This window comes from Burkholderia sp. SRS-W-2-2016 (genome assembly GCF_001931485.1).
Taxonomy (GTDB): Bacteria; Pseudomonadota; Gammaproteobacteria; order Burkholderiales; family Burkholderiaceae; genus Paraburkholderia.
Genome location: NZ_MSDV01000098.1, coordinates 1 through 7,646, shown reverse-complemented (window position 1 = coordinate 7,646; position 7,646 = coordinate 1). Strand labels below are relative to the sequence as shown.

Here is a 7,646-nt window from a genome sequence, read left to right as displayed (position 1 = left end):
GGGTGGGGCTTTGGGGAGCGGGGCGGCCTTGCTGGTGCATCTAAATTAGCTATTTTTGATATATCCATCACGCTATACTCGATCTCATTCTTCAAACACTGTCGGGCTATCAACGCCTTTGTCTATCCCACTCGTTTTTCTGAAAGATGGATTTCTCTGACCGCCTCGCCGCGCTTCGCAAACAGCGCGGCATGACCCAGCAGCAACTGGCCGACCGGGCCAGCGTTCACGTCGTGCAGATTCGTCGCTATGAAGGGAGCGTGAGTCAGCCCGCCGTAGATGTTTTCAAACGGCTCGCCATCGCGTTGTCCGTCAGCGCCGATGCGTTGCTGTTCGATGAGGGCGAGCGGGGAGCAGATGAGGAGTTCCGCCTTCAGTTCGAAGCGCTGGGCGCGATGTCCGATGACGAGCGGCACGTCGTCAAGGCCGTGCTCGAAGCGATGATTTTCAGGAATCGGCTCGGAGGTGCGGTGTCCGGCACGAGTGCAGGCAGTGCGCCGGCGCAAACGGCGGCAACGAACGACGCCGCAACAACGTTGCGCAGACCGAAGGATGAAGAAGGAGAAGTGTGAGGCAGTAAAAGCGCGGGCCGCATGGGCTGCAACCCAACGACCCGCTGACCACGACCGGTTCAAAAGAGGAACTGACCATGGCTGACGCCAATCATAAAGCACGCTCATCCCGAGCGGGACGCGTACGCAGGCTAACTGTCACGTTGCGCGATACGCCAGACGGCTATTCACCGGATACACCAATGCGCCCGCAGCAGCCGTTCATGCCGTGGGAGCACATCGAGAGGTGGTTGGGCGCGAGCAATTTCTTCAGCCCCGGCCAGCGAGTGAATGTCTCGGTGGACCATGTCCGTCAGTGCCTGACCGTTACTCCGGAATACGATTACGCGGCCAAAGCGCGCGAGCGCGAAGCGTTTGCGATCGAACGCAAAGCCGCTAATGAGGAACTGCGGAAGGTGTGGCAAGCGCAGACGAAGGGGAGCGGGCGCGCTTGATTATTACTGGTGGATAGACATGCGAAGGGCCGCGGTTGCGGCCCTTTGTGTTTCGTGGGTTCGACGCCCGGAGATGATGGCGGTGGAATTCGGACGCCGCCGTAGCCGACAGAGTCAGTCAATGCAGGCGGCAGTACAACGCTACCAAATGTGCCGTCGCGATTGAGGTGGATTCGGTGAAATGTAGAGGGTTTAGCTTGAACGGATAGATGGGGTGGCTCGTTGGGTTTAGTTCGGCCGGTTTCCGACATTGACCGCGACAATGATGCGGTTGCAGAACGTCACATTCACTGCGACCAACAGTCATTCCTGTGCAATGCACATTGGCCGCGTCGAAGGCCGCGAACGTTGGCCAGTGCGGCTCAAATGTGGCCCTCGGCAAGGCTCGGATGCGTCTTACAATGCCGTTTCCACAAAAGGAGCGTTCCGACGTGAACCTAACGCAAGATCAGCACCGCCGCTGGGTGTCCAGCTTCTTCAATTCGAAGGTCAAAGAATTTGATTTTTACTTGCGTTCAGTCATCGACTGCTGCGATCAATCGATGCAGAGGTTCCTCAGCGGGCAGCAAGGCGACGAACAAACGGAAAGTAAGATCGTCTACGCGTTCTCAGCGTTTAGCAACACTGTTCAAACTCTTAAGGATGCTGGCTCAACGTTTCTGAATCCGACGATCACGTGGAAAGACATCGAAGACCTGCGTCATGGAAAGTTCATTTGGCTTAGCAGGAATGCAGCTACTCACGATGGTAATCCGGTGATAAGCGCGTGGTCAGACGGGCGCTACTTCGTGCCAAACGATATCCACCGATTTGGTCGTGCCGGCGACCTGATTGAGATTCCCGCGCCGGCCGTAGATGCAGCCCGATTTTGTCTTGAGTTTGCGCAAGATTTCAGCGCCTTTCTTGCAATTCGTCTCAGCTCCCTCGGTCCCGTGGAAGGTCCGAAGCCGAACATTGCCGAGATTCAACAATTTCTGCATTCGCCCGTGGTACCGGACTTCGTTCGCCAGCTTTTCGATAAGCAGAAGGTAGAGATCGAGCGCGTGCTTGCACAAGTGAAAACTGATCCGGTGGGGGATGCTATCGCTTCATTGCGCGCCATTGAGACGTTCTGCGAAGCTCGCCTTAAGGCCTGACCATATATCGCGTATACGTCCGTCAGGAATACTTCAAAAGGGAACACCGAGAAGCGCGAATGTCGACCGGCATCTTCGGGGCGGTCCGGCCGCCTGCTCCGGACGGCAGTCGGGCCAGAATCGGCCGTTCGACACCGTTGCGTCGTTCGTGGACAATCAATGTCGTTCGTCTCCCAGGAATCGCCAGGATCATGTCCACACCCACCTTGCACTTGATCAACCGCCAGTTACCGAATGACATAGACCGGCTGCAAGCAGTACTTGAGGGTGCTCCGGGCTACAGCTTGGCCGTCGAGGGCAAGTTGCCAACTTCGGACGCGGCCATTGAGGTACTTGATGCGCTGCCGCCGGGAAAAGGTTATTCGGACAAGTTCGTCTATGAAGTCGTTCTTGATGCCGAGGCGGTCGGATGTATGGAGATGGTACGGGGCTATCCAGAGACCGACATTGCTTTCATTGGCCTGTTGCTGTTCCGGGAGCGATTCCAAGGGCGGGGCCTGGGTCCACAAGTTCTGCTTCTCGCTGAAGCAATCGGGACGGGTTGGCAATGTCGCGCATTGCGCATTGCCGTTATCGATACAAACCCGCGAGCCTTCAATTTCTGGAAACGCGAAGGCTTCATTGAGTTGCTGCGGAGGCCAGCAATAAATTTTGCTAGCCACGCGATAGTGATGGAACGTGCGCTTCCGGCTGATGCAATTGTCTGATGCACAGACTATGGCTCGATAATTGAAGCTGCGTCGTTTTTTTGCATCAGTCGGCCAGTAGTTACCGTTCGCACAAGACGCGAAGCCGTCATTGAACGGTCGGTTTACTTCGAAAGCTGCGGGATGCTTGACGTGAACAACTCGGCCAAAGCGCCAGTTCGAACCGTTGCGATAAGCCGTGATTAAATAGGGCTTTCGAAAGGCCTGAGCGACCGAAATCTGCAGCGCATTTCTGCGTTATGGGCACACGCCTCGGAGCGTCCTTTTGAAAGAGCCTATCCTTAGGAACGAGTCCAGCCTGTCAAAGGCTTATAGTCGCTACGCGAAGCTCGGTACCTAGGAACGCGCGGACGACGCACATAGCGCGTTAGCCTACGCCGCCAATCTCTAGCCGTTTCCGGCACTCGATCCAGGGCAACCTTGCAACATCGAGGCTTTGTTCCTAGGTTACATTCAGTTTGCAATTAATCTAAAACTAACTGACGCATGTTCGTGCGCCGCGATAGGTCCGGCAGACTGAAGTCCAAAAATCGGTTTTTCATTGATGCTCGATAAAACCGCTTAAAGCTAACTTAACAAAAACGACCGTGACCTTAAACCACCGGAGGCGCTAGCGAACGAACGCTTGCTTCTGTGGGTGCACGCACACCCGGCGAGTCGGGAGTCGTAGGCGCACTAAAGCGCTTTGAGCGATGCGCTCACCGATTTTCGCGTGTTTATCGCTGTTGAATTTCAACGGACCTCAAGACCAACCTTCGCGGACGAGTTGGCGGGACGGGCGTCGCGCCGCGTTCGCGAGGTGCTCCCTAAAAGGAAAGAAGATGACTCTCAACCTGGCGCAAACGCTCTCGTGGACGAAATCACTCGCGGCGCTGAACCCCGACGCTGCAGCCGAACTCGCAATGCTCAACGACCTCCAGGGCAACATTCTGAAGGGACATGGTCGCAATTTCACCAGTAACCTGTTTGTTGCTTTCGATCCGAACAAGCAGACGGCCGCCAAGGCGTTCGTCGCGTCGCTCGCGCCGGACGTGACCACCGCACTCGACCAGCTGACGAAGCCGCAGGTATTCAAGGTATCTGGCGTCAGCGGCGGTACGTTCATCGCGGCGATGCTGTCGTCTAGCGGCTACGACGCCCTCGGGCAGACGACGGCCAAGCCGGAAGGCGACGCGTTCCGAGCTGGAATGAAGGCGCGGAAGCTAGAGGATCCTGAGCCGGCCATGTGGGATGAGTGCTTTTCCCAAACAGTCGACGCCATGCTGCTCATCGCCGCGGACTCGGCCGACATGCGCGATCGCGAACGCGACGCCATGGTTGCCCGAATCACCGCCACGGACGATGCGGTGAGGTTGCTCAATCCGCGATTCAAGGAAGATGGAAACGCGCTCTTCAATGACGACGGGATCGGCATCGAGCACTTTGGTTACGTCGACGGCAGAAGTCAGCCTCTACCGCTGACCGAGGACGTCGACGAAGAGAAGAACAAGCGTGGTGGAATATCGGCGTGGGACCCATCAATCCCGCTGAGTCAGGTGCTGGTCAAATGCCCGGGTGGCAATCTGGAAGTCAGTCATGGCAGCTTCTTTGTGTTCCGGAAGCTGGAGCAGAACGTTAAGGCATTCAAGGAACGGGAGAAAGAGATCAGCGAGAATCTCGCCAAACACCACGATAAGGATCCTGAGGCGATCGACATCGGTGCGAATGTAGTGGGCCGGTTCGAAAATGGCACCCCAATTGTCGGGCAGACCGCCCCATCGGCGTCGAGCATGCCGGTTCCGGGCACCGGCGTCAGCAATAACTTCAACTATGCGGCTGACCCTGACGGACTGGAGTGTCCGTTTGCCGGGCATATTCGCAAGACAAACCCGCGCACGGATACGCCTGATTCGAAGACCCATTTGATGGCGCGGCGCGGCATTCCGTACGGCGTGCGCACCGACAAGCCCAATAGCGAGGAGAGCGACGACAAGCCGACCGGCAACGTCGGATTGCTCTTCATGGCGTATCAGAGCAGCCTCGAAAACCAGTTCGAATTCACGCAGCAGAAGTGGGTGAACAACGCAGGATTCCGCCGTCCGGATACTGGTATCGATCCGTTGATTGGCCAGCCAAAAGGGCCCTCGAAGCAGAAGTGGGTTGTCGAGTACGGAAAGGTATTGAGCGACGGACGGCCCGAAGACGAGTTCTCTGGGTTTGTCACGATGCAAGGTGGTGAGTATTTTTTTGCGCCGTCCATCTCGTTCTTCAAATCGCTTTTGCGCTGAGGCGTGTCTTTAGTCGCCCGCGTACTGTGAATGTCGCGCGACCCAGCTTGAGATCTCGACCACCAATGCACTAGCTTCCTGATTCGCCTGCATGCAGCGTGCGCAGAGTCCCGCGGGCTCTGCCTCACGCGATACCGACACTACCAGAGACACGACATGGACGCTTCGACCGTGACTGAGCAAAGCCCCTCGGACGTGGAAGCCGATCCCTCCGTATATTCTAGCGGCCAGCCGGTACGCATCAAGCAGAAGATCATCGTGGCGATCCACGGGATCGGGAGCCAGCTACGCAGCGACACCGTGCGATCCGTAGCGAAGCAGTTTGGTGAGCGCCACGATCCGCCGCTGCCGGTGATGCCGCTCGGCTACTTCGATATCGCCGGCGTGGGTGAAGTGGACGTGCGCGGGCTCGACCTGCCTCCGGCCAGCCACAACATGTCGCCCAAGCAACAGCAGCAGCGCAAACTGTACTCGTCGCTCGCTTTCGGCGAAGTCTACTGGGCGGACATACCACGGCAGGTGGTGAAGGACGAAGACAAGCTAGAAGAAAGCAAGGCGTGGGGATTATCGATTGTGAGCCGCGCGGAATCGAGTTACATGGAAAGCGTCAGACAGCGGGCACTCGAGCCTGCCGATTTCAAGCTCGCCGCGGGCGTTGTCGAGGAGATCGTCGAGACAGTCAACGTGATGCAAAAGCTACTCACCGTGGCGGACAGCGCCGGTCTCTTCAAGTTCGACCTCGCGGCTCTGCTACGCGACTATGTCGGCGACGTGCAGCTCGTCGCCGACTTCAAGCACAGGCGAGAAGTCATTCTGTTCCGCTTCCACCGGGTGATGCAGGAGATCGTCTCGCGTGTCGGCGCACGCTGCGGCTGCGACCCGGAGGTGTATATCGTCGCGCACAGCGAAGGCACGGTGATCAGCTTCCTCGGCATTCTGGAGGCGTTGTCCCGCGATTCGACGTGCAACCCGGACGACAGGAATTCGCACGTTGAAACCGAATGGGTGAAGTGTCTGCGCGGCTTCATGACAATTGGCTCGCCCATCGACAAGCACATCCTGCTTTGGCCGAAGCTGTGGGAAAGCTTCCCCACCGACTGCAAAAAAGCCGGGAACGGGATCGTTGTGGCGCGCAAAGGAGGCGGACATTCTCTGACGCTGACGCTGCCAATCAAGTGGCGCAACTACTACGATCATGGCGACCCGGTTGGATTCTCATTGGAGACGGCGCGCGCGTATCTGAAGCAGAACCACTGCGAAGCTGCTTTCGAGTTCGAGAAATCGCATGACGTAGGGTTCAGCCGTTACTGGCTGCCGGGTAAGGCACATACGGAATACTGGGCAGATAAAGATGTGTTCGGACATTTCATCGAGAGCGTTGTACTCGGCAACGCGGCGCAAAAACCGCAATCGAGGCGCTGGCGCGGCGGCGTCAGTACGACCATTCCCTATCTCATCAGCTTCGTACTGCATCTGGCCGCGGTGTTCATGCTATACAAGGCGCTCGCGCCTGCGCCTGCGCAGGCCCTTCTGTCGCAACCACCTGGGTTCGCGTACCTGCCCCGCTCGGTGTTTGCGCTTTCCTGCCTGTTGATGGGCGCGACCTGCGCCGCTCGACTGCCGCGTCTGGTTAAGTCGAATAACAAGTGGTTCACCACGACAGGGATGCGGTGGCGGGTCGTGGCGCTCGGTAGTTTCCTGATCGCCGCCGGGATATGTTGGTTCGTCTTGCCAGACAAAGTCGCGCAGTCTCTTGCGGCACCGCTCGGCAAGCTCGCAGGGATAACCGTCCCGCAAGTGGGACACGCCGGAAAATGGGCTTTCGTCGCCGCTGCTCTCGTTATTGCTTCAAGCGGGTGGCGGTCCGCGCGCACGCCGCGCCGGGGCCGGCGCGTCCTGATCATCATTGGCGCAGTGGTAGTCGGCGTGATCGTCGTGATACGCATGCTGGATGTGACCGACAAGCCGCTGTGGCCCGTGGTGATGGCGGGTGCGTTCTTCCTCTACGCGTGGTGGCTCGCGATTCTCGTGTTTGATCTCGCCTTCGTGTGGCATCGCTACGTTCGCTACTCGGTCGCGCTCGATACGCTGCGCTCTTGGCGACAAAACGGCGAGGACGCAAAGCCTGTGCCGATTATTCGGCGACGGATGGCACCGCAGCAAGCACCGCCTTCATCCGGCAGCTAGTCAACCAGCGCCCAGCGTAGGGCCGACCTTACGTCTGCTTCGTCGTGCAGCTTTCCAACCGGGAGGCAAAGTGAGAACGCATATCTGGGTATGACCAACGAAGTGGAGTAGGTGTTGTCCGTCAACAAGCTGGCCTCAAGCCAACTTCTCGAACTTCGGAAAACGGCTTAACCATGCGAAGAGTAAACCGACTTCGTTTCTCGAAGAGCTTTGCCGGAACGTACGCCCGCGCACGGAGGCCTCGCAAACCGAAAGCCCAGCCGGTGCAACTGCCGGCGATTCCGGCCGAACTGCTTGAGCAGTTCGGCAACGGTCCGATGACGGCCGAAGCCATCAATGCTGC

7 protein-coding genes are annotated in these 7,646 nt (G+C 58.0%); all 7 read left to right on the top strand.

Translation table 11 applies throughout. The features are described 5' to 3' along the window. Positions 1–195, top strand: a 195-nt coding sequence (locus tag BTH42_RS35855) for a hypothetical protein (protein WP_218642038.1), incomplete at its 5' end; no start/stop codon positions are given. Continuing rightward, positions 192–572: a helix-turn-helix domain-containing protein gene (locus BTH42_RS33940; RefSeq protein WP_256702516.1), complete on the top strand. Its 381-nt coding sequence runs from the start codon at positions 192–194 to the stop codon at positions 570–572. The genes BTH42_RS35855 and BTH42_RS33940, both read left to right, overlap by 4 nt. Positions 573–649: 77 nt before the next feature. Continuing rightward, positions 650–1,006, top strand: coding sequence for a hypothetical protein (locus BTH42_RS33935; RefSeq protein ID WP_143752324.1), 357 nt, complete (start codon positions 650–652; stop codon positions 1,004–1,006). Positions 1,007–1,437: 431 nt separating this feature from the next. Next, entirely contained in the window at positions 1,438–2,142 is a 705-nt protein-coding gene (locus tag BTH42_RS33930; protein WP_075305536.1) for a hypothetical protein, read from the top strand. A gap of 191 nt (positions 2,143–2,333) precedes the next feature. Beyond that, the gene (locus tag BTH42_RS33925) at positions 2,334–2,849 is read left to right on the top strand and encodes an N-acetyltransferase (protein ID WP_075305535.1); all 516 of its coding nucleotides are present in this window, start codon (positions 2,334–2,336) and stop codon (positions 2,847–2,849) included. An 821-nt stretch (positions 2,850–3,670) separates the two neighbouring features. Further along, complete coding sequence (locus BTH42_RS33920) at positions 3,671–5,116, top strand: Dyp-type peroxidase (protein ID WP_075305534.1); 1,446 nt, start codon at positions 3,671–3,673, stop codon at positions 5,114–5,116. Positions 5,117–5,272: 156 nt separating this feature from the next. After that, the gene (locus tag BTH42_RS33915; RefSeq protein WP_075305533.1) at positions 5,273–7,303 is read left to right on the top strand and encodes an MFS transporter; all 2,031 of its coding nucleotides are present in this window, start codon (positions 5,273–5,275) and stop codon (positions 7,301–7,303) included. Positions 7,304–7,646: the final 343 nt, after the last annotated feature.

What these genes read in the sequence shown, in the direction of transcription:
- BTH42_RS33940 (WP_256702516.1), top strand. Translation starts at nt 192, where the DNA reads ATGACCCAGCAGCAACTGGCCGACCGGGCCAGCGTTCACGTCGTGCAG.
- BTH42_RS33935 (WP_143752324.1), top strand. Translation starts at nt 650, where the DNA reads ATGGCTGACGCCAATCATAAAGCACGCTCATCCCGAGCGGGACGCGTA.
- BTH42_RS33925 (WP_075305535.1), top strand. Translation starts at nt 2,334, where the DNA reads ATGTCCACACCCACCTTGCACTTGATCAACCGCCAGTTACCGAATGAC.
- BTH42_RS33920 (WP_075305534.1), top strand. Translation starts at nt 3,671, where the DNA reads ATGACTCTCAACCTGGCGCAAACGCTCTCGTGGACGAAATCACTCGCG.
- BTH42_RS33915 (WP_075305533.1), top strand. Translation starts at nt 5,273, where the DNA reads ATGGACGCTTCGACCGTGACTGAGCAAAGCCCCTCGGACGTGGAAGCC.